This is a genomic window from Pseudomonas sp. GX19020, assembly GCF_023371075.1.
GTDB lineage: Bacteria > Pseudomonadota > Alphaproteobacteria > Rhodobacterales > Rhodobacteraceae > Pseudogemmobacter.
Genome location: NZ_JAMCCR010000001.1, coordinates 701,842 through 721,601, shown reverse-complemented (window position 1 = coordinate 721,601; position 19,760 = coordinate 701,842). Strand labels below are relative to the sequence as shown.

The 19,760-nt window shown below is 62.1% G+C and carries 18 protein-coding genes, 1 tRNA gene and 1 pseudogene; 12 read left to right on the top strand and 8 right to left on the bottom strand.

Annotation, left to right across the window (positions count from 1 at the left end):
- Nucleotides 1-166 precede the first annotated feature (166 nt).
- A complete protein-coding gene (bmt, locus tag M3484_RS03540; protein ID WP_249495754.1) occupies nucleotides 167-1,198 on the top strand; it encodes a betaine--homocysteine S-methyltransferase in 1,032 nt (343 codons plus the stop codon).
- 148 nt (nucleotides 1,199-1,346) lie between these two features.
- On the opposite strand, the gene M3484_RS03535 is transcribed toward bmt, so the two are convergent.
- Complete coding sequence (locus M3484_RS03535) at nucleotides 1,347-1,571, bottom strand: DUF6324 family protein (RefSeq protein ID WP_092897086.1); 225 nt, start codon at nucleotides 1,569-1,571, stop codon at nucleotides 1,347-1,349.
- A 102-nt stretch (nucleotides 1,572-1,673) separates the two neighbouring features.
- Nucleotides 1,674-1,750, bottom strand: a tRNA-His gene (locus M3484_RS03530).
- A gap of 177 nt (nucleotides 1,751-1,927) precedes the next feature.
- On the opposite strand from M3484_RS03530, the gene M3484_RS03525 reads away from it, so the two are divergent.
- From M3484_RS03525 to M3484_RS03510, 4 genes and pseudogenes are all read left to right on the top strand, one after another.
- A complete protein-coding gene (locus M3484_RS03525; protein ID WP_283258275.1) occupies nucleotides 1,928-4,255 on the top strand; it encodes a Tex family protein in 2,328 nt (775 codons plus the stop codon).
- A 97-nt stretch (nucleotides 4,256-4,352) separates the two neighbouring features.
- A complete protein-coding gene (locus M3484_RS03520) occupies nucleotides 4,353-4,931 on the top strand; it encodes a peptidoglycan recognition protein family protein (RefSeq protein ID WP_249495753.1) in 579 nt (192 codons plus the stop codon).
- A complete protein-coding gene (locus tag M3484_RS03515; RefSeq protein WP_249495752.1) occupies nucleotides 4,928-5,119 on the top strand; it encodes a hypothetical protein in 192 nt (63 codons plus the stop codon). The genes M3484_RS03520 and M3484_RS03515 overlap by 4 nt, the downstream gene beginning before the upstream one ends.
- Nucleotides 5,120-5,352: 233 nt before the next feature.
- A pseudogene (locus tag M3484_RS03510) lies at nucleotides 5,353-5,502 on the top strand (IS481 family transposase); the annotation flags it as partial.
- Nucleotides 5,503-5,560: 58 nt separating this feature from the next.
- Here the strand turns inward: M3484_RS03510 and M3484_RS03505 are convergent.
- On the bottom strand, nucleotides 5,561-6,817 hold the full coding sequence (locus M3484_RS03505) for a D-amino acid dehydrogenase (protein ID WP_349306259.1): 1,257 nt from the start codon (nucleotides 6,815-6,817) through the stop codon (nucleotides 5,561-5,563).
- 167 nt (nucleotides 6,818-6,984) lie between these two features.
- Here M3484_RS03505 and M3484_RS03500 point away from each other — a divergent pair, with 167 nt between their 5' ends.
- Both M3484_RS03500 and M3484_RS03495 read left to right on the top strand, forming a co-directional pair.
- Nucleotides 6,985-7,425, top strand: coding sequence for an Lrp/AsnC family transcriptional regulator (locus M3484_RS03500; RefSeq protein WP_249495750.1), 441 nt, complete (start codon nucleotides 6,985-6,987; stop codon nucleotides 7,423-7,425).
- Between the two features lie 873 nt (nucleotides 7,426-8,298).
- Entirely contained in the window at nucleotides 8,299-10,806 is a 2,508-nt protein-coding gene (locus M3484_RS03495) for a Hint domain-containing protein (RefSeq protein WP_092897100.1), read from the top strand.
- A 255-nt stretch (nucleotides 10,807-11,061) separates the two neighbouring features.
- On the opposite strand, the gene M3484_RS03490 is transcribed toward M3484_RS03495, so the two are convergent.
- Entirely contained in the window at nucleotides 11,062-11,289 is a 228-nt protein-coding gene (locus tag M3484_RS03490) for a DUF1127 domain-containing protein (RefSeq protein WP_092897102.1), read from the bottom strand.
- An 87-nt stretch (nucleotides 11,290-11,376) separates the two neighbouring features.
- Here M3484_RS03490 and M3484_RS03485 point away from each other — a divergent pair, with 87 nt between their 5' ends.
- The 5 genes from M3484_RS03485 (at nucleotide 11,377) to M3484_RS03465 (ending at nucleotide 16,109) form a co-directional block, all read left to right on the top strand.
- Entirely contained in the window at nucleotides 11,377-12,777 is a 1,401-nt protein-coding gene (locus M3484_RS03485; protein ID WP_092897104.1) for an aminotransferase-like domain-containing protein, read from the top strand.
- Between the two features lie 153 nt (nucleotides 12,778-12,930).
- Entirely contained in the window at nucleotides 12,931-13,188 is a 258-nt protein-coding gene (locus tag M3484_RS03480; RefSeq protein ID WP_092897106.1) for a hypothetical protein, read from the top strand.
- Between the two features lie 148 nt (nucleotides 13,189-13,336).
- Nucleotides 13,337-14,203 carry an ABC transporter permease gene (locus M3484_RS03475; RefSeq protein ID WP_092897108.1) on the top strand — a complete coding sequence of 289 codons (867 nt, stop codon included), beginning with the start codon at nucleotides 13,337-13,339 and terminating at the stop codon, nucleotides 14,201-14,203.
- The gene (locus M3484_RS03470) at nucleotides 14,200-15,009 is read left to right on the top strand and encodes an ABC transporter permease (RefSeq protein WP_249495749.1); all 810 of its coding nucleotides are present in this window, start codon (nucleotides 14,200-14,202) and stop codon (nucleotides 15,007-15,009) included. Before M3484_RS03475 ends, M3484_RS03470 begins: the two co-directional genes overlap by 4 nt.
- The gene (locus M3484_RS03465; RefSeq protein WP_249495748.1) at nucleotides 15,009-16,109 is read left to right on the top strand and encodes an ABC transporter ATP-binding protein; all 1,101 of its coding nucleotides are present in this window, start codon (nucleotides 15,009-15,011) and stop codon (nucleotides 16,107-16,109) included. Before M3484_RS03470 ends, M3484_RS03465 begins: the two co-directional genes overlap by 1 nt.
- Nucleotides 16,110-16,261: 152 nt before the next feature.
- Here M3484_RS03465 and M3484_RS03460 read toward each other — a convergent pair whose 3' ends face one another.
- The 4 genes from M3484_RS03460 to M3484_RS03445 are packed head-to-tail and all read right to left on the bottom strand — an operon-like array spanning nucleotide 16,262 to nucleotide 19,642.
- Complete coding sequence (locus tag M3484_RS03460; RefSeq protein ID WP_092897112.1) at nucleotides 16,262-16,879, bottom strand: TetR/AcrR family transcriptional regulator; 618 nt, start codon at nucleotides 16,877-16,879, stop codon at nucleotides 16,262-16,264.
- 22 nt (nucleotides 16,880-16,901) lie between these two features.
- A complete protein-coding gene (gene ppk2, locus M3484_RS03455) occupies nucleotides 16,902-17,789 on the bottom strand; it encodes a polyphosphate kinase 2 (protein WP_249495747.1) in 888 nt (295 codons plus the stop codon).
- 15 nt (nucleotides 17,790-17,804) lie between these two features.
- Entirely contained in the window at nucleotides 17,805-18,722 is a 918-nt protein-coding gene (metA, locus tag M3484_RS03450) for a homoserine O-acetyltransferase MetA (protein WP_249495746.1), read from the bottom strand.
- 38 nt (nucleotides 18,723-18,760) lie between these two features.
- Entirely contained in the window at nucleotides 18,761-19,642 is an 882-nt protein-coding gene (locus M3484_RS03445) for a hypothetical protein (RefSeq protein ID WP_249495745.1), read from the bottom strand.
- Between the last annotated feature and the right edge of the window lie 118 nt (nucleotides 19,643-19,760).

Here is a 19,760-nt window from a genome sequence, read left to right as displayed (position 1 = left end):
GCAGAGCCGGCAAAAAGAACGCCGCGCCGGAAATCAGTGCCCCGACGCGGCGTTTTGCGTGGATCTGGTGTCGGGAAAGCGATTGTGCGGCCAGCGGCACCATGTCAGGAACAGGATCAGCACCGCCGCCCGTGAGGCGACGCAATCTGTTAAGAAAGGGTGCCCGATGACCAATGATGCCCCAAAGAAGAATGACCTGCTGAGCCAGCTGCTGGCCGAGCGGGACTGGCTGATGGCCGATGGGGCGACCGGCACCAATCTCTTCAATATGGGGTTGGAATCGGGCGAACCGCCTGAGCTGTGGAATGTCGACCGCCCTGATAATATCCGCACGCTCTACCGCAATGCGGTCGAGGCAGGATCGGATATCTTCCTGACGAACACCTTTGGCGGCAATGCCTCGCGGCTGAAACTGCATAATGCGCAAGGCCGCGTGCATGAGCTGAACAGGGTCGGTGCGGCTTTGGGGCGTGAGATCGCCGACGCCTCGGGGCGCAAGGTGGTGGTTGCGGGCTCGGTCGGGCCGACCGGCGATATTTTCGAACCGATGGGCACCCTGACCCATGCGCTCGCGGTTGAGATGTTCCATGAACAGGCCGAAGGGCTGAAGGCCGGTGGCGCCGATGTTCTCTGGGTTGAGACCATCTCGGCGCCGGAAGAATATCGCGCGGCGGCCGAGGCTGCGAAACTTGCCGGCATGCCCTGGGTCGGGACCATGAGCTTTGATACGGCAGGCCGCACCATGATGGGCGTGACTTCTGCCGCGATGGCAGAGCTGGTCGAGAAACTCCCCGAGGCGCCGCTGGCCTTTGGCGCGAATTGCGGCGTCGGAGCCTCGGATCTGATGCGCACGGTGATGGGCTTCATTGCCACCGGGACCACGCGACCGGTTGTGGCAAAGGGGAATGCCGGGATCCCGAAATATCACGACGGCCATATCCATTATGACGGCACGCCGGAACTGATGGGGGTCTATGCTGTGATGGCCCGCGATGCCGGGGTGAAGATCATCGGCGGTTGCTGCGGCACCATGCCCGAGCATCTGAAAGCGATGCGGCGCGCGCTGGAAGAAACGCCGCGCGGTCCGGCCCCGAGCCTGGAAGAGGTGGCTGCAAAGCTGGGCGGGTTCTCTTCCGTGTCAGATGGCACTGACGGTGAAGGCCCGGCCAAACGGGAACGTCGCGGCCGGCGCGGCTGACAGCTGCCCGTAACGCCCGCGCCTGTTACACCTGATCAGGATATCGACGCGCCGCCAGGAAACTGGCGGCCGTTTTCTTTCCAGAAAACGGCCAAATTCCTTTCTGAAAGGAATTTGTGGCGCGTCTGGCGCCGGGCTTGCGACAAGGTCAGCGGCGTTTGGGTTTGCCGCCCTTGCTGCCTTCTTCCGTCATCAGCCGGGCGGCCTCCGCGGCAGCGCGCAGCTCTTCTGCGATCTCTTCCGCCTCTTCGGGGTCGAAATCCAGCGGCAGTTCGATCCCGCCTTCGGCCTCGATATAGATCCGCACCATACCGGCATCGGTCGGCCCGATCTGGATATTGGCGGCGATGTCGCTTTGTTTGTTGATGCCCATGGCGGCTCAGGCTCCCGGATGAGACTTTTCTGCCCGTGAGTTTCCGCCCCGCAGGGCGTTACCTGCAAGAAATATCGCGCCTTGGCGCATAAAAGGGAGGAATGGTACCGACACCCCGGCTCGAACGGGGGACCCCCAGATCCACAATCTGGTGCTCTAACCAACTGAGCTATGTCGGCACTTGGCGGTTGATTAGCGCCCGGCTGCGGATATTGCAAGGGCAGAGCGGCAGGAATTTTCACCCGGGCCAAAACAGGCCCTGCGGGCAGGGCCGTGCCTCTTCCGGGCTTGCCCTGCGCCGGACCTCAGCTATTTTCGCCCCTCCTGTCTTATCGGTTTCGTCTCGGAGGATTCGTATGTCTGTCGCCCGTATTCCGGAAATCATCGCCGCCGAGATCGGGGCCCAGACCCGGCAGGTTGTGGCGGCGGTCGAACTGCTGGATGGTGGCGCCACGGTGCCGTTCGTTGCGCGCTACCGTAAGGAAGTGACCGGCGGGCTGGACGACACCCAACTGAGGAAGCTTGAAGAACGGCTGACCTATCTGCGTGAGCTTGAGGCGCGGCGCGGCTCGATCCTCGGTGAAATCACGAATCAGGGCAAGCTGACCGACGATCTTGCCCGCGCGATTGCCGGGGCGGTGACCAAGGCCGAGCTTGAAGATATCTACCTGCCCTATAAACCGAAGCGCCGCACCAAGGCGATGATCGCGCGCGAGGCCGGGCTTCAGGGCCTCGTTGACGCGATTCTCGCGGATCGCCGGGCCGATCCGGCGGTGCTGGCGGCCGGGTTCCTCACCGAGGGATTCGTGGATGCAAAGGCTGCGCTTGACGGCGCGCGCGACATCATCGCCGAGGGGCTGTCGGAGGATGCGGGGCTTCTGGGCCGGCTGCGCGAGCATATGCGCAAGGAAGGCCGGCTGAGCGCAAAGGTCCAGGCCGGGAAAGAGGCGGCCGGCGCGAAATTCTCGGATTATTTCGACCATAACGAATCCTTCCGTGATGCGCCGTCGCACCGCGTTCTCGCCATGCTGCGCGGCCGCAATGAAGATGTTCTGTCGATTGATCTCGAGATCGACCCCGAGGCGCCGCGCGGCGAATCTCCGTCCGAGCGCGCCTGTGCGGCGGTGCTGCTGGCCTCGGGCCCGGGCGCGGGCGACAAATATCTGCGCGAGGCGGCGGCCTGGGCCTGGCGGATCAAGCTGAAGACCTCGCTGACGCTGGACCTGATGGCGGAACTGCGCGAGGCGGCGGAGGCCGAAGCGATCCGGGTTTTTGCCCGCAATCTCAAGGATCTGCTGCTGGCGGCTCCGGCGGGCGGCAAGGCCACGATGGGGCTTGATCCCGGCATCCGCACAGGCGTCAAAGTTGCCGTGGTCGATGCCACGGGTAAGCTTCTGGCAACCGAAACGGTCTATCCTTTCCAGCCGAAGAACGATCTGCGCGGCGCCCAGGTGGCGATTGCGAAACTGATCGGCAATCACGGCGTCAAGCTGATCGCCATCGGCAATGGCACAGCGAGCCGCGAGACGGAAAAGATGGTCGCCGATCTGCTGGCGCTGCTGCCGGCTGGCGCTCATAAGCCGGTGAAGGTGGTGGTCTCCGAGGCCGGCGCCTCGGTCTATTCGGCCTCGGAACTGGCCGCACGGGAATTCCCGGGGCTGGATGTGTCCCTGCGCGGTGCGGTTTCCATCGCGCGGCGGCTGCAGGATCCTCTGGCGGAACTGGTGAAGATCGAGCCAAAATCGATCGGCGTTGGCCAGTATCAGCATGATGTCGATCAGCACCGGCTGGCGAAAAGCCTCGACGCGGTGGTCGAGGATGCGGTGAACGCGGTCGGCGTTGATCTCAACACGGCTTCGGCGCCGCTGCTTGCCCGGGTGTCGGGCGTGGGGCAGGGGCTGGCCGAAAGCATTGTGGCGCATCGCGATGCCAATGGGCCGTTCGCAAGCCGGCGCGAGCTGTTGAAAGTTGCGCGGCTCGGGCCAAAGGCCTTTGAACAGGCGGCGGGCTTCCTGCGCATCCCGGATGGGAAAGAGCCGCTCGATGCCTCCTCCGTCCATCCGGAAGCCTATGATGTCGCCCGTAAAATCGTCGCCTCCTGCGGGCGCGACATCCGCAGCCTGATGGGTGATGGCGGGGTGCTGAAACAGCTCAACCCCGGTCAGTTTGTCGATGAGAAATTCGGCCTGCCCACGGTGCGCGACATCCTGTCGGAACTTGAAAAACCGGGCCGCGACCCGCGTCCTGAATTTAAAACCGCAACCTTCGCGGATGGGATCGAAGAGATCAAAGATCTCAAACCCGGCATGGTGCTGGAAGGCACCGTCACCAATGTCGCGGCTTTTGGCGCCTTCGTTGATATCGGCGTGCATCAGGACGGGCTGGTCCATGTCAGCCAGCTGGCCGATAAATTCGTTTCCGATCCGCATGAGGTGGTAAAGGCCGGCGATGTGGTGAAGGTGACCGTGGTCGAGGTTGATGTCGCACGCAAGCGGATCGCTCTGACGATGAAGAAAGACGGCGGCGCCTCGGCGAAATCGGCGCGCGAGGAACGCGGCCCCGGCCGGGAGCAGACCCGCGACCGCAGCCCGCAAAAGGGCAACCGGCCAATGTCCTCATCGCCACAATCCTCGGGCGGGGGCAATGCCTTTGCCGATGCGCTCAAGGGCAAATTCGGGCGCTGATCCGTTGCGCGCCTGCCGCCGGGGGCGATCCCCGGCGGAACCCTTATTAAGAGATTAACCGCTCACTCTGGCCCCGCAGCTTTTGCGGAGGGGTCACTTGCAGCGCATCATCATTCACTGGACCGGCGGCCCGCATCAGCCGACCGGGCTTGACCTGCACCATTATCACTATGTGATCGACGGCGACGGTAAGGTTCATCCGGGACAGTTCCCGGTTGCCGCCAATCAAGGGCCGCTGGTCAGGGGCGCTTACGCCGCCCATACGCTCAATTGCAACAGCGGCAGCATCGGCGTCGCGCTGGCGGCGATGGCGGGCGCGGTTGAGCAGCCGTTCTGCCCCGGCAGCGCACCGGTCACCGAGGCGCAATTGTGGGCGCTGGCGGGTCTGTGCCGCGAGCTGTGCACGCGCTATGCCATCCCGCTCACACCGCGTACGGTTCTGACCCATGCCGAGGTGCAGCCGACGCTGGGCATCGCGCAGCGCGGCAAATGGGATGTGACCTGGCTGCCGGGCATGGTCGCACCCGGAACAGCGATCGCGACCGGCCACCGGCTGCGCGCCCTGATCGCCGCCCCGGTGGTTGCGCAAAATAACCGGGCCGGCAGCGGCGTAATTGCCTGCATCCTCGCGATGATCGAGCGGCTTTTCTCACGTCAAAACAGGAGCTTCATATGATGGCAGTTCTGGCCCGTATTCTCGCGCGCTATGTTTCCGGCGCCCTGGTGGCTTACGGTGTGATCGATCCGGCGCTTGGGCGCGAGATGGCGCTGGACCCGGATCTGGCACTGATGATCGGAACAACACTCGGCGCGCTGGCTGAGGCCGGCTATGCGCTGGCACTCCGTTTTGGCTGGCAAAGATGACGGGGTGGCCGGTGGCTGCTTATGGGCCGGGTTCTCGCGCCTGTGATGGCGTTGATCGGCTGATGGTGGGCGCGCGTGGCAGCGCCCAGGGCGGTTCAGGCGGAAAGCGAGGCGCTTTTTGCGCAGACACGCAGGCAAGTGGATGCGGCAGCATCTCTTGCCAATGATCCTGATGCTGCTCTTCGCTGATCTGCTCCCGGTCGATGCGCTTCAACATGATCTGTAAGGTTGGGCACTGGCTGACAAAGCCCAGTCACCCCTGGACCAAGCGCCAGGTCGAACGCATGAACCGCAGGATCAAGGAGGCCACCATCAAACGCTTCCATTACGACAGGAACGACCAGCTGCGAGCTGATCTCGCCGACTTCATGGCGGCTAACAACCTCGCGCTCAGCGTCAGGCAAGAACGCCCTGGCGATCATTCCGTCGGCGATACCGGCCTCAGGCGTAGCGGCTGATCGCAAGATCCTTCGCGTCGATCTCCGGCGCGCGCCCCGAAACCAGATCCGCCAGAACCCGACCCGAGCCGCAGCTCATCGTCCAGCCCAGCGTCCCATGGCCGGTATTAAGGAACAGCCCCTGAACCTTTGTTCCGCCGATCACCGGTGTGCCATCCGGCGTCATCGGGCGCAGGCCCGTCCAGAACGAGGCCTGTTTCGGATCGCCACCCGGGAAGAGATCCATTACGGAATGCTCAAGCGTCCGGCGCCGTTTCGCATCCAGCCGGTCATTATAGCCGGAGATTTCGGCCATGCCGCCGACCCGGATCCGGTCGCCCAGCCGGGTGATCGCGATCTTGTAGGTCTCGTCCATGATGGTCGATTCCGGGGCCCGCGCCGGGTCCGCGATCGGAATGGTCAGCGAATAGCCCTTTACCGGATAGACCGGCAGTCTGATCCCCATCGGCTTCAGGATCTGCGGCGAGTAAGACCCGAGGCAAACCACCACCGCATCTGCCGTTACCAGACCCTTATCGGTCCTGACCCCGGTCGCCCGCCCGCCCTCGGTGACGATATGCTGAATCGTCTCGCCCCAGCGGAAGGTCACGCCCTTTTCTGCCGACAAAGCCGCCAGCGCGGTGGTGAATTTGAAACAGTCGCCGGTCTCGTCCAGCGGCGTGCGCAGACCGCCCACGATCCGGTCCTTCACATGGGCGAGGCCGGGCTCCACGGCGACACAGCCGTCCGGATCAAGCAGCTCGCAGGGGATGCCATCCGCCTTCAGTGCTTTCACATCCTTGGCCGAGGCCTCCAGCTGCGCCTCGGTCCGGAAAAGCTGCAGGGTTCCGTTCATGCCGTGATCATACTGGATCCCGGTCTCCTGGCGGATCTGGGCAAAGCTCTCGCGCGAATAATCCGCAATCCGGAGCATCCGGCTTTTGTTGATCGCATAGCGCGAGGCAGTGCAGTTCCTGAGCAGTTTGAACAGCCAGCCGATCATCGTGGTGTCGATCTTCAGCTTCAGGATCAGGGGGGCATGTTCCATCATCACCCATTTGATCGCCTTCAGGGGGATCCCCGGTGCGGCCCAGGGGCTGCAATAGCCAAACGACACTTCGCCCGCATTGGCGAAAGATGTCTCCAGCGCCGGACCGTCCTCGCGGTCGATCACCGTCACCTCATGACCGGCCTTGGCCAGATACCAGGCCGAGGTGATCCCTACGACCCCGCCGCCGAGAACGATGACTTTCATTGCGATTTTCCCCTGCTGCCGGACCCGATCCTGCGCGCGATCTTGGGGGGCCTGGCTATGATGTCGATTTTTCCCGATGCTCGTTGATCATTGATCGAATGTCCTGTTGATTGACGCAATATTCTGCGATTATTTAGCGATAATTGAAATAATAAGGCGGCAGGCGCAATTCCATGTCAGAGATCGACCGGATCGACCGCGCCTTGATTCGAGCGCTCCGCCGCGATGCCCGTATGTCCAATGTCGCGCTGGCGGCAGAGGTCGGGCTCTCGCCCTCGGCCTGCCTGCGCCGGGTGCGTCTGCTGGAAGAAAGCGGCACCATCCGCGGCTATACGGCGCTGGTGGCGGGCCCCGCCTCGGAAAGCCGCCATGTGGTGATCGTGCGGATCAGCCTCTCGCGCCAGACCGAAGAGATCCTGAACGCCTTTGAGGCCGAGGTCCGCAAACACCCCGAGATCCGGCAATGCTGGCTGATGACCGGAGAGGAGGACTACCTTCTCCATCTCGAGGCCGAAAACCCCGGCGATTATGAGCGGATCCATAAGGAGATCCTGTCGCGCCTGCCGGGCGTCACCCGGATCAATTCCAGCTTCGCCATCCGCAGCGTTATCTGACAGGCCTTCGCGCGCGTGCGGAGATCTGTCGGGAGAGATGCGTCAGACCACGCGCCCCGCCTGCCTCGGCTCGGGTTTCCCCCCCTGGCGCCATGGAGGGGAGAGATTGTGGCGAAATTGCGGCGAATCCCCGGGGCGGAACGCTGCATTGGCACGGATGATTCGCAGATTTCCCTTGGGTCAATGTTGCTCAGGTGAGCGTTAATACTTCTAAACCAGCTTACTGATCAGCCTTTGGCAACGCGGCGTCACGAGAGGGGCACAAACTCATTGGCTTTTCGGGGCAGGGTTAATTCGCGCCCTGGTTGATGTGCGCTGTTCTGTTTCAGGCAACAAATCCAGGCAGTCTGGCCGATTTCGGGGGCTTGTGAGCAGAGATTTCGAAAGTTCCTAGAGAATTTTGCTGAAATTTTCTGAAACTCTGACTGGACCTGTCTCTGGCGCGGAAACAATTGGCCTGCCGAAAATGACCTCCGGCTCGCCTCGCAGGACTGGTTCTGTCCTGCAGGAGAACACCTTCTTGCCGCAATCTGCGCCTTTTCCGCTTCCTTCCGGGACAAAGCAAAGCTAGATATTGATCGTCAGCTGCAAGACGTATGGGCCGTGGGGGCGGTCGTATGTTGGTGGTGTGCCGCAAGGCACCAGAGTGGTGACGAGAGTGCTGCCGATACCGGTAATCCGGATGCCCGCTTTTGCGGGTAAGGTCTTTTACAGGCCGGCGTATCCTCATCCCATCCACCTCCATTCGACGGGTTCGCTCGGTATTATCGTGCGATTGTGCCCGTTGCAGGAGTTTACGACGACCATTTCGGGTCGTTTCTGGATGGGATTTGCGGCGACGGATTTCGTTGTCGGGATGTACGAGGACCTGAGATGCCTGTTATCGCACTTTACAATTTCGAAGAACCGACGACGCACCTCATCCGTGACGAAGCCCCTTCGCATGGCGAGCAGAATGGTGGCCTGACCGGCGGGGCGACCGTCAGTGGCGGCAACCTCAATCTGGACGGCCAGACCGGCTATGTGAAATTCGATCCTCACATGGATTTCCAGCTGTCGAGCGGCACCGTCGGTATCAGCTTTACCCCGACCGCCAGCCCGATGAGCGAAAATCAGACCGTTGTGTCGCGCGACACCGCCGGCGATCACGAGGGCAGCTTCCGCATCGAAGTTACCCCGGATGGCGCAGTGATCGTGACCAGCGAAAGCGGTGCGGGTGATACCGTTTACACCACCGGCCCGGGATTCTTCACCCCCGGCGATACCATCGACCTGACCTTCTCCTGGGATCAGGGCGGTGCCGGCGGCCAGCTTAATGTCACCAATACCACCACCGGCGGCGTCAGCTCGCAGCCGACTTCGCCTGATGTGACCCTGGTGATGGCCGATTACGGCCAGCCCTGGATCCTCGGCGGCGGCCAGGAAACCACTTCCGACCCGCTGAATCCCGAAGTCACCAGCCATTTCGAAGGCACGGTCGGCCATTTCTGGGTTTCCGACAGCGTTGACAACCATCCGGTCGGCGAGCCGCCGATTGCAAATCCCGACATCGCCGAGGTGGATGAGGATGGCGTGGTGGAGATCGACGTCCTCGCCAATGACAGCGATCCCGAGGGCGGCGCCCTGACCGTGACCAGCGCCAGTGCCGGCAATGGGACGGTTGAGATCGGCGAAAATGGCGTGCTGATCTATCGTCCGAACCCCGATTTCAACGGCGAAGACACCATCACCTATACGATCACCGATCCCGACGGCATGACCGCCTCAACCACGGTGACCGTGACGGTGCATCCGGTGAATGACGATCCGGTGGCGAATGACGACTTTGCCTCGACCACCGGCAGCACCCCGGTCGTGATCTATCCGTTGGCCAATGACACGGATGTCGATGGCGACACTCTGTCGCTGGTTGGAACACCGACCTCGCCCAATGGCACGGTCGAGCTGCTGCCCGATGGTGGCATCCGCTTTACGCCGAACCCGGGCTTCACCGGCACTGCCGAGATCGGCTATGAAATCACCGATGGCAATGGCGGCACCGACACCGCGACGATCTTCGTCACCGTCAATCCCGGAACCGGCCGCGACGGCATCATCACCGGGACCGATGGCGATGATCTGATCGGACCTGGCTATATCGATGCCGATGGTGATGAAGTTGACGCCGGTGACGCGATCATCCCGGGCGATGGCCCGGATGATGACCGTATCTATGCCGGCGCCGGCAATGACACCGTGCTCGCGGGTGCAGGCAATGACACCGTTTACGGCGGCACCGGCGATGATCAGATTTACGGCGGCTCCGGCGATGACGTGCTCTACGGCGATGAGGGCGACGACATCCTCTATGGCGGCTCCGGCGACGACGTGCTCTATGGTGGCGAGGGTGACGACATCCTGTTCGGCGGCACCGGCGATGACACGCTTTACGGCGGGGCAGGGAACGACACCCTGTTCGGCGGGGAAGGCGCGGATCAGCTGTTCGGCGGCGAGGGGAACAATGTCATCTTCGGTGGCGCCGGAAATGATACGATCACGCTCAGCGGCGGCGGAGACACGGTTTTCGGCGGCGCAGATCGCGACACGTTCATTGTTGAAAACCAGGGCGCCGGCATCGGCAGCTATATTGATGGCGGCGAAGAGGGAGACGATTACGACACGCTCGACCTTTCGGGCGCCGGTCCGCTGCGCATCGTCTATGACGAGGAAAACCCGGAAAATGGCCGCGTCCATTTCCTCGACCGTGACGGCAATGAGGTCGGCCATCTCGATTTCCGCAATATCGAGAATGTCATCCCCTGCTTTACCCCGGGCACGCTGATCGCGACGCCGCGTGGTGAGGTGCCGGTCGAGGAGCTGCGCGCCGGTGACCGGGTGATCACCCGCGACAACGGCATCCAGGAGATCCGCTGGATCGGTGAAAAGGCGCTGACCGGGCAGCAGCTGCGCGTCGACAGCCATCTGCAGCCGGTTCTGGTCAAGGCGCACAGCCTTGGCAATGGTCTGCCCGAGCGTGACATGCTGGTCTCGCCGAACCACCGTCTGCTGGTCGCCAATGACCGGACACAGCTTTACTTCGACGAACATGAAGTGCTGGTCTCGGCCAAGCATCTTGTGGGCGCGAACGGCATCCATCAGGTCGCATCGATCGGTGTCAGCTATATTCACTTCATGTGTGACCGCCACGAGGTCGTGCTGTCGAACGGTGCCTGGACCGAAAGCTTCCAGCCCGGCGATTACACGCTGAAAGGCATGGGCAATGCGCAGCGTAATGAGATCTTTGAACTCTTCCCCGATCTGAAGACCGAAGAAGGCCTCGGCAATTACCATGCCGCCCGCCGCACGTTGAAAAAGCATGAGGCGAGACTGCTCGCCCGCTGAGCCCTCAGGGCCCGGCACCACGGTTTATGCAGCGACTCCGGCGGAGCAATCCGCTGGACGAGAGGAAAAGGGCTCCGCTTGCGGGGCCCTTTTTCTTTTACGCGGCAGCTGTCTGGCGGAATTGGCTGGGCGGCGGCTTCAGATATGGGCCCCAGATCCGGAAGCCGGAATGAAAAAGAGGGGCCGGAAATCCGGCCCCAGTCTCAGGGGTTCAATTAAGGGGAAAGCGATCTTGCAGCGCGTTTGCGCCCGCGATCACGCGCGCCAGAACGGCTTTGCCACTTCGCTGTCGCGCGTCACCGGGGCCATGCCGATATCGCGCAACAGGTGATCATCCAGCCGGGCCAGCGACAGGCGCGTGCGCTTTCGGATCTGCCACCGCGCCAGCCCCAGGCCAATCGCGACCAGCAGACGCGATACCGGCGGCAAACGGTCAAGCCGCGACAGAGAGGCAGGACGGGACGGAGTGGATTGCCAGGTCATTTCTGTTATGCCTTGTATTGGTACAATCTGGCTGATATGCTACAAAAAGAAATACAATAGCCAAATATCAATCACCAGAGCTACATTGTGCCGGATACAAGATGGTCTCCTGATCTTAGCGCCTGGGCTGGTCCGAAATATCTCGGGCTCAGCCGCGCGCTTCGCGATGCAATACGGAGCGGTGATCTGCCGCCGGGCACACAATTGCCCACGGTTCGCGATCTGGCCTGGCGCCTGTCTCTGACGCCGGGAACTGTGGCGCGGGCCTATCAGATCTCGACGCAAGAGGGGCTTTTAGAGGCCACGGTCGGTCGCGGCACCTTTGTCGCCTCCAGCCAGCCGCGGCTCGGGCCGACGCAGCCGCTTTATACCGAACGGTTACCGATGCGGGTCGGTGCCATCGATATGCGGCCGCCGCAGGTGCCTGAGGTCGGTCAGGCCGAGGCCTTCCAGGAGGCGCTGACCGCCATGGCCGCCGGCACTGCGCGCGGCTGGACCGATTACACCAGCCAGTCGGGGGAATATGCGCTCCGGACCGAGGTCCTGCGCTGGATGGGCGACCGGATCCTTGGCCCGGCGACGGCGGATGACATCATGCTGACCCATGGCGGGCAGAATGCGGTCGGGCTGATCTTCGATTGCTGCCTGCGGGGTGACCGGCCGGTGGTGGTGCTGGAAGAACTCGCCTATCCGGGCTTCCGCTATGCCGCGCGCTCGGCCCGCGCCGATGTTGTGGCGGTCGAGATCGACGAATATGGCGTCATCCCCGGGGCGCTGGAGGCGGTCTGCCGCCGGCATGGGCCGCAGGTCCTGTGCCTGACCTCCGAGGCGCAGAACCCGACGACCGGCCGGATGCCGGTGGAACGGCGGATGCAGATTGCCCGGATCGCCCGCGATTATGATCTGCAGGTGCTTGAGGATGATTGCTATTCCGTTGCGGAAAGCGATCTGCCCACCTTGCGTGCTCTGGCGCCGGAACGGGTCTGGCTGGTTGGCAGCATCTCGAAAACCGTTTCGGCGGCGATGCGCTTTGGCTTTGTGATCTGCCCGGCAGGGATGGGCGAGGCGGGGCGGCTCTCGGCGCAATATGGGTTCTTCGCACTGGCGCGACCTGTTTCGGATCTGATGCTGCATCTGTTTCGCTCGGGCGCTGCCGAAGAGATCCGGGCGAAGGTCCAGGCCGAGTTTGCCCATCGCATCCAGGTCGCCGTTAACCGGCTGGGCGGCTATGATCTTTCCTGGCAGCCCGGCGTGCCCTTTGTCTGGCTGAACCTGCCGCAGGGCTGGCGCGCCTCGTCCTTTTCGCGGATGGCTGAATCCGAGGGGGTCATGGTGCGCTCGGCCGATGAATATGCGCTGGTGGGCGGGCGCGCGCCGCATGCGATCCGCCTTGCCATTCCGGGTGCCCTGCCACTTTGCGATTTCGAGCTGGGCCTTGACCGGCTGGCGGCTTTGCTGGCCAATCCGCCCGCGGCACTCGCGGTCTGAGACGGCTGGTCTGAAAGGCATCGCCTGGCGCGCGTAAGTGTTGCTCTGCGGACTCGGATCGTGATTTCGGGGGGTTACAGGGTTCTCTGCATGTTGACGGCGCGGGCCTGACATTGTCCCATAGGGAAAAGAGCAGCAAAAATGAGATCTCGAATGGGACAGCAGGCCATTTTCCACGCCCCGCGCGGGTGTTCCGATTTCCTTGGCTGGCGCCGTCGCGGCGATGCGGTTGAGGTGGTTTACGATGACGGGGCAGCCCGTCACATGATCTGGCGCGTCGAGGCGGGCGAGGGCTTTGAAGAGCAGCTTTCCGATGCGCTTCAGGTCGCGGTGGAACAGCCGCGTATCCTGCGCGCGCTCTATGCCGAGCTGAATAAACGCGCCATAGCCGTAGAAATGATCAGAGGCTGATCAGAGCGCCGCCGCCCCCCCGGGCGGCGCAATTTTTTTTGGCAGCTTCCCTTGCCTTCGCATCTGCAGACTTGCATGAAAGCCAGAGCGGCGTCAGTATTTTGATCAAACTGACGTCGGCAAGAATCCGGCAAACCCGGGGGTAAAGGTGCAATCAAAATCCTCTGAAGCACGCACGGGCTGGCTGCTGATTGCGCCCCCGGCAGTGGTGACGTTTCTCTTGCTTGCGGCACCGCTGGCAACGGTTCTGGTCTATTCGGTGCTTACCGGCTCGCGCGGCGCGGTCAGCCTGCCGATCACCGGCGAGAACTATCTCCAGGTACTGACACGGCCACAATATCACATCGTGATGCTGCGCTCGCTGAATGTCTCGGTGCTGGTGACACTGGCCACCGTGCTGCTGGCCTATCCGATCGCCTATTTCGTCAGCTTCCATGTGCAGCCATCGAAAAAGTCGCTCTGGCTGTTTCTGATCACCATTCCGTTCTGGACCAGCTACATCATTCGCGTAGCACTCTGGCGCACCATTCTGGGCTATGACGGCATTGTTGACAGCTCGCTGATGGGGCTGGGGATCATGGATACGCAGCTCAATGTGCTGCAATATGGCGTGACCTCGATCATCATCACGCTGGCCCATGCCTATGCGCCCTTCGCGGTGCTGCCGATTTTCGTCAGCCTTGAAAAAGTCGACCGCTCGCTGCTCGAAGCGGGGCAGGATCTGGGCGAAAGCAAATGGCGCACCTTCCTGCGCGTGACCCTGCCTTTGTCGATGCCGGGTGTGATCGCGGCGGTGCTGATCGTCTTTATCCCGACCGCCGGCGATTATGTGACGCCCGAACTGATCGGCGCGGGCAAAGTGCCGATGGTGTCGAATTTCGTGGAAACACAGCTGCTTAAATCGCGCAACTTTGCGATGGGTTCGGCGCTGGCGGCGAGCGCGATGATTGCGGTGGCGATTATCAGCGTGGGCTTTCTGCTTTTGAACAAGCGCTTTATCGGAGGCCGGAAATGACCAAAGCCCCCGGCCTCAAAACCTATGCAATCCTCTATCTCGCCTTTCTCTATGGCCCGATCCTGGTGCTGCCGCTCTTTGCCTTCAACAATGCCGCGGTGGTGTCTTTCCCGCTTTCCGGATTCACCACCAAGTGGTTTTCCGAGATGTGGGTCGATCCGAACCTGTGGAAGGCGCTGAAGAACAGCCTGATCATTGCGCTCTCAGTGGCCACGCTGTCGACCATTCTGGGCCTCTTCGCGGCGCGGTCTTCGGTGCGCTATCAATGGCCCTTCAAGGCGCCGGTGATGGGCTTTATCATGCTGCCGCTGGTCTTGCCCGAGATGATCGTCGCGATGTCCCTACTGATCGTATTGATGGCGATCGGCATTCCGCTGTCGATCTTCACGGTGATCCTTGGTCATCTGCTGATCTGCACGCCATTCTCGGTCGCGCTGCTGACCTCGGCCTTCCAGTCGCTGGATCGCTCGCTGGAAGAGGCGGCGCTGGATCTGGGCGAGACCGCCGCCTCGACCTTCCGGCTGATCATCTTGCCTTTGGTGATGCCGGGGATCCTGTCATCGTTCCTGATCACCTTCACCATCTCGATCGATGAATTCATCGTCGCGAACTTCCTCGGGTCGGGCCAGCCGATCCTGTCGGTCTATATTTTCGGCCAGTTCCGTTTCCCCGCGAAAGTGCCTTCGATGCTGGCACTGGGCACGATCCTGGTCGGCCTCTCCATCTGTCTTCTCGCAATCGCTGAATATTTCCGTCGCCGCGGTATCGCCAGGACCGGTGGCAAGGATTCCGGAGGCTTCCTGTAATGAGCGCTGATAAACGCCCGACCATGATCGAGTTTCGGGATATCCAGAAATACTACGGCGATTACCACGCGCTGCGGGGCATCAACGGGACGATCCGGGCGGGCGAGTTCTTCTCGCTCCTCGGGCCCTCGGGCTGTGGCAAGACCACGCTGTTGCGCACGATTGCCGGCTTTGAAGGCGTCGATTCCGGCGCCGTGCTGATCGATGGCAAGGATATGAGCTCGGTTCCCGCGAACCTGCGGCCGACCAATATGGTGTTCCAGAGCTACGCGATCTTCCCGCATATGTCGGTGGCGGAAAACGTGGCTTTCGGGCTGCGCCGCGATCCGCGTTCCAAGACCGAAAAGGCTGCGGCCGTGGAAGAGGCGCTGGAGATGGTCGGCCTTAAAGGGTACGGCGGGCGCGCGGCCCATGCACTGTCTGGCGGCCAGCGCCAGCGGGTGGCACTGGCGCGCGCGCTGATCCTGAAGCCGAAGGTTCTGCTGCTCGATGAGCCGCTTTCCGCGCTCGACAAGAAGATGCGCGAGCATATGCAGGTGGAGCTGATCAAGCTGCAGCGCCAGGTCGGGATCACCTTCATCCTCGTGACCCATGACCAGGAAGAGGCGCTGGTGATGTCCGACCGCATCGCGGTGATGTTCGAGGGCCAGATCGCGCAGCTCGCCGATCCCGAGACCCTTTACCGCCGCCCGAACAGCCGTAAAGTCGCGGATTTTATCGGCACGATGAATTTCATCCCCTGCGAGATCCTTGCGGAAACCGGCGGCAGGTTTGAGGTCGAGGCCAAAGGCCTGGGCCGCGTGACGCTCGAAGCCGATCAGGCACCGGCCCCGACGGGCGAAGGCAGCCCCGTCGTCGGGCTGCGCCCCGAGACCCTGACCATGCTTTACCCGGGGCAGAGCGCGGATGAGCGGTCGGTCAGGGGCAAGATCGACGAGGTGATCTATTTCGGCGACATGACCTATTACGATGTGTTTATCGGCGATACGGATGTCGAGGTGCGCCTGTCGATGCGCAACACGCCCGGCCGTCCGGTGCTGGATGTCGGCACAGAGGTCGAGCTTGCCTGGTCGCCCTCGGCACTTGTGCTCTTCCGCTGATCGTTCCCCCGCTTGCGCGGGGGAAGGCCTCCGGCGGGGATATTTAAGAGACAGATGAATACAGAGCCGGGCTTTGCGATTTCATCTGTCTTTAAATATCCCGGGGTGAGAGGCAAAGCCTCGAGGGGCAGGGCCCCTTTCTGCGGCCAGCCCTATCTGTCCGGCGGCAGGATGCCGAGACCGCGCAGATAGATCCCGACCGAGGCCTCGAGCAGGTCCTCGGGCGTATAGGGCAGGCTGCCGCCATTGCCGCGCAGGAAGAGCTCTACGATGCCATGACTGGTCGCACGGATATGGGCCGCAACCATTGTGGCTGGCGGGCGCCGGGCGGCGGGAAGCGCTGCGAGCAGCGCTTCGGCAGCGTTTTCCATGATGCCGCGCGCGCGGGTGGCGATCAGCGCGAGGTCGGGATGGCTGGCCGGTTGCAGCCCGCTTTCAAACATAGCCTGGTAATGGCCGGGATATTTGCGGGCAAAGGCCAGATAGGCGCGCCCGATCGACGCAAACCCCGCCAGCGCTGAAGGACGGCCCTCATTCCAGGCATATTCCAGCAGTGCCGCAAAAATCCCGAAACCCTGATGCGCCACTTCGGCGATCAGGTCGTCGCGGCCGGCGAAATGGCGATAGACCGCTGCCGGGGTCACATCCGCAGCTTTGGCAGCCTCGGAAAGGGAAAAGCCCTGCGGGCCATTGGCCGCGATCAGCTCCAGCGCGGCATCGATCAGCGCCTGACGCAGATTGCCATGGTGATAGCCGCGTTTCGTGCTCATGCCCGGATCCGTAAAAGCGGCATCAGCCGCGCGGCATCCGTTCGGGGCCGCCGCTGATCAGCGGATCGATGGCGCCGATCACCGTCGCGTCCTTGCCCTTGTAATCGACGCGGCTCAGCACCTCGCGGATTGCCGCGAGCCTGGCGCGCCGCTTGTCATCGGACAGGATCACTGTCCAGGGCGCATGAGAGGAATGGCTCAGTGTCAGCGTCTCGGCGATGGCAGCGGAATAGTCCTCCCATTTCGCGAGACCCTCGATATCAACCTGGGACAGCTTCCACTGTTTCAGAGGATCCTGTTCGCGCTCGATGAAGCGCCGGAGCTGTTCGGCGCGCCCGACCTCAAGCCAGAGCTTGATCAGGATCACGCCCTCATCGACCAGCATATGTTCAAACCCGGGAACCTGGCGGAAGAAGGTGGCGCGTTCCGCATCCGAGCAGAAGCCGAAGACCTTTTCGACCACGCCGCGATTATACCAGCTGCGGTCGAAAAGTACCATTTCGCCTTTGGCCGGCAGCCAGTCGATATAGCGCTGGAAGTACCACTGGCCCTTTTCGCGATCAGACGGCGCGGGCAGCGCCACGACATTCGCGACGCGCGGGTTCAGGTTTTCGCGGAAACGCGCAATGGTGCCACCCTTGCCGGCGGCGTCGCGCCCCTCGAAGATCACCACGATGCGTTTGCCGGTGGCTTTCACATCGGCCTGGAGGCGGACGAGCTGGCGCTGCAACCCTTCCATCGCGGTATCATAGTCTTTGCGACCCATCTCTTCGGCATAGGGAAAGCCGGGGGTCAGGATATCATCCTTGCCGGCTTTCTCGATGGCCTCGCGGATCGCCTTCGGGGCCTCTTTGCGGAAGTAGCGGCTGATCGCGCCGTCAAAGGGCAGATCGTGGTTTTCTTTTACCATGGCGCATCTCCTCGCTCAGCTGCCGATATCGCGCATGTCGAAGGGCGTGTGCTGATAGATCTCGTTGATCCAGTTACCGTAGAGCAGATGCGCATGGCTGCGCCAGCGGTTGCGTGGCTGCTTTGTCGGATCATTGCCGGGATAGTAATGCGAGGGGATATTGATCGCGGTGCCATTGGCGATGTCGCGATCATATTCCTGCTTCAGCGTGTCATTCTCATATTCGAAATGGTTGAAGATATAGAGGGCGTTCAGCCCGGAATCTTCCACGAGACAGGGGCCGGTCTGATCGCTGTCGAGCAGGATCTTCATCCCGTCGACGCCCTCGATCTCGTCGCGTTTCATTTCCGTCCAGCGCGAGACCGGCACGAAACAATCATCTGAAAACCCGCGCAGATAGGGCGAGGCAGGGGCGACGTTTTCATGCAGGAAACAGCCGAAGGCCTTTCTTTCCAGCATATGTTTCGGCACGCCGTGGAAATGGTTGATCATCGCCATGCCGCCCCAGCAGACGCCGAAGGTGGAATGGACATGGGTCCGGGACCAGTCGAAGACCTCGCGCAGCTCGTCCCAATAGGTGACCTGATCGAAATCGAGATGTTCGATCGGGGCGCCGGTGATGATCAGCCCGTCGAATTTCTCGTCTCTGACCGCCTCGAAGGGGCGGTAGAAGGTTTCCATATGTTCGGCGGCGGTGTTTTTCGTCTGATGCTCGGTCATCCGGATCAGCGAGAGATCAATCTGCAAAGGCGTGGCACCGATCAGCCGGGCGAACTGGTTCTCGGTCTGGATCTTTTTCGGCATCAGATTGAGGAGGCCGATTTTCAGCGGCCGGATATCCTGCCGCGCCGCCCGTTCAGGCGACATGACCATGACGCCTTCGTCTTGCAGGACGGAATAGGCGGGCAGGGTCTCGGGCAGGGTGATCGGCATGGTCTTTCCTTGGTATGATGCCAGCTGGGCAGTGGTGGTCAGGCTGCGCTTACCTTGCGGTCGATCGCGCGGGCGATCATCGCGTCAAATTCATCCGGGCCGGTGACTTCAGCGACCTCTTCGGCGGTGACGGTGACACCCCATTCGGCCATGGCGGCATAGCGCGGCTGGCGATGGGCGAGGGCCTTCGCATAGGTCCAGCGCACGAAATGGTCCGGGTCGCAGCTGTCTTCGCTGACTTTGTATTCGGTGCGGTACTCCTCCCACATGCGGGTGAGGAAGTCGGGCTGGTAATACATCGGTTTCGGGGCGCGGTCAAAGCGGCGGACGAGTTCCTCGGTATGGGCATCAGAGCCCCTGATCCAGACCATCAGGAGCGTCTGGCTGAGCTGCGTCATCACCGGGTCTGTTTCATCCCAGGGGTTCACCACTTCGCAGATCGAGCCGGAGGTGTCGCAGATGAAATTCCGGTAACCATAGAGGTCATTTGCGCGGGCGATGAAGGGTCTTGTGTCCAGCGTTGCCGCAATTTCGGCGCCGCGATGCTGGTCCTGGCGCAGCATATATTCAGCAAAGGGCAAGCCGCCTTTTGCTGCATCCCCCGGCTTGCCGAGATAGGTCGAAAGCGGCGCCAGATTGTTGAAGGTGATGTTCGAGGCGATGAAGACGGAATCCGACATCAGGAGTTCCCGCAGGAGCGGGACCTTCATGGCTTCGCGTTTGAAATTGTCGGCGATATATTCGCCCATATAGCGGGTGCCGACGCGGTAATCGACCGAGTAATGGAACCAGCCGCCCTGATCGGCCGGCGCCGCGCGCAGCATGTTCGACAGATGTGTCTTGCCCAGACCCGACATGCCGAACAGGAGAACCTGCTTGTTCGGGGCCTGAAGATAAGCCGCGCCGGATGGGTAAAGCATGTCGGACCTCTTTGCTCGGATCCGGTCTGAGATAATCCCGCGCGGCGGGGCACGCAATGGCAAAGGGCGGGGCGGCGTGAGGCGCTTGGGCGAGGGGCCGTTCGGAGGGAGCCGCCTT

Excerpts from the sequence above, each read along its gene's own strand:
- bmt (WP_249495754.1), top strand. The coding sequence starts at position 167 with ATGACCAATGATGCCCCAAAGAAGAATGACCTGCTGAGCCAGCTGCTG.
- M3484_RS03535 (WP_092897086.1), bottom strand. The coding sequence starts at position 1,571 with ATGGGCATCAACAAACAAAGCGACATCGCCGCCAATATCCAGATCGGG.
- M3484_RS03525 (WP_283258275.1), top strand. The coding sequence starts at position 1,928 with ATGTCTGTCGCCCGTATTCCGGAAATCATCGCCGCCGAGATCGGGGCC.
- M3484_RS03515 (WP_249495752.1), top strand. The coding sequence starts at position 4,928 with ATGATGGCAGTTCTGGCCCGTATTCTCGCGCGCTATGTTTCCGGCGCC.
- M3484_RS03500 (WP_249495750.1), top strand. The coding sequence starts at position 6,985 with ATGTCAGAGATCGACCGGATCGACCGCGCCTTGATTCGAGCGCTCCGC.
- M3484_RS03495 (WP_092897100.1), top strand. The coding sequence starts at position 8,299 with ATGCCTGTTATCGCACTTTACAATTTCGAAGAACCGACGACGCACCTC.
- M3484_RS03490 (WP_092897102.1), bottom strand. The coding sequence starts at position 11,289 with ATGACCTGGCAATCCACTCCGTCCCGTCCTGCCTCTCTGTCGCGGCTT.
- M3484_RS03480 (WP_092897106.1), top strand. The coding sequence starts at position 12,931 with ATGGGACAGCAGGCCATTTTCCACGCCCCGCGCGGGTGTTCCGATTTC.
- M3484_RS03470 (WP_249495749.1), top strand. The coding sequence starts at position 14,200 with ATGACCAAAGCCCCCGGCCTCAAAACCTATGCAATCCTCTATCTCGCC.
- M3484_RS03465 (WP_249495748.1), top strand. The coding sequence starts at position 15,009 with ATGAGCGCTGATAAACGCCCGACCATGATCGAGTTTCGGGATATCCAG.
- M3484_RS03460 (WP_092897112.1), bottom strand. The coding sequence starts at position 16,879 with ATGAGCACGAAACGCGGCTATCACCATGGCAATCTGCGTCAGGCGCTG.
- ppk2 (WP_249495747.1), bottom strand. The coding sequence starts at position 17,789 with ATGGTAAAAGAAAACCACGATCTGCCCTTTGACGGCGCGATCAGCCGC.
- metA (WP_249495746.1), bottom strand. The coding sequence starts at position 18,722 with ATGCCGATCACCCTGCCCGAGACCCTGCCCGCCTATTCCGTCCTGCAA.
- M3484_RS03445 (WP_249495745.1), bottom strand. The coding sequence starts at position 19,642 with ATGCTTTACCCATCCGGCGCGGCTTATCTTCAGGCCCCGAACAAGCAG.